The 704-nt window shown below is 67.2% G+C and carries 1 protein-coding gene; it reads right to left on the reverse strand.

Annotation, left to right across the window (positions count from 1 at the left end):
• The coding region (locus tag ACODSO_RS29185) for a DUF222 domain-containing protein (protein ID WP_489040079.1) at positions 1–704 on the reverse strand (704 nt) is incomplete at both ends.

The following is a 704-nucleotide window of genomic DNA, read 5'->3' on the forward strand; positions in this document are numbered from 1 at the left end:
TGTCCGCAGAGGCAGGTGAGGTGTCCGCCGCGGGTGAGGGCGATGAAGGCGTCGGATCTGCGGGTGTCGAGGGTGCGGGGGTCCAGGGGGCATACGCGTGCGGTTTCGGTGTCGAGGAGTGCGGTGAGTTCGGCGGCGTCGGCTGCGCCGAGGACGGCGGACATGCGGGCCATTCCGCGGGGTAGTGGGGTGAGGCGTACTTTTTTGGTGGTGTTCGCGGCGCGTTTACGGGCGCGGGTGTCGAAGTCGGGGTCCAGGGCGGTGATCATGCGGTCGATTTCGCGGCCGAGTCGTTCGCGGGTGAAGTGTGCGGCGGCGGCGAGGATGTCGGGTTCGAGGGCGGCGAGGATGTCCGGGGCGGCACCGAGTGTGTGGTCTCGGATGGTGCGCAGGATGTCGAGGCTGATGGCGCCGTCGGTGAACTGTTCTCGGTAGCAGGTTCTGCTGCCCCACCACACGTTGAGTGCGGATTCGAGTACTCCGGGTGTGGTGGTGGTGGCGCAGGCGAGTTCGTTGATCGTCGAGGTGTGGGCGATGCGGTCGGCGTCGAGGGAGTGTGGGATCGAGTCGGTGTCGAAGCGTGCGATGCGGGAGTCGTAGAAACGTTCGAGGGAGGCGAGGTAGTCGGCGTGGGCGGCGTTGAACGCGGTGTGGGCGGCGATGGCTTCGTCGAGGCCGATGACATCGTCGAGCAGGGTGTCCTC

The sequence above is a fragment of the Rhodococcus sp. FG69 genome (genome assembly GCF_057808915.1).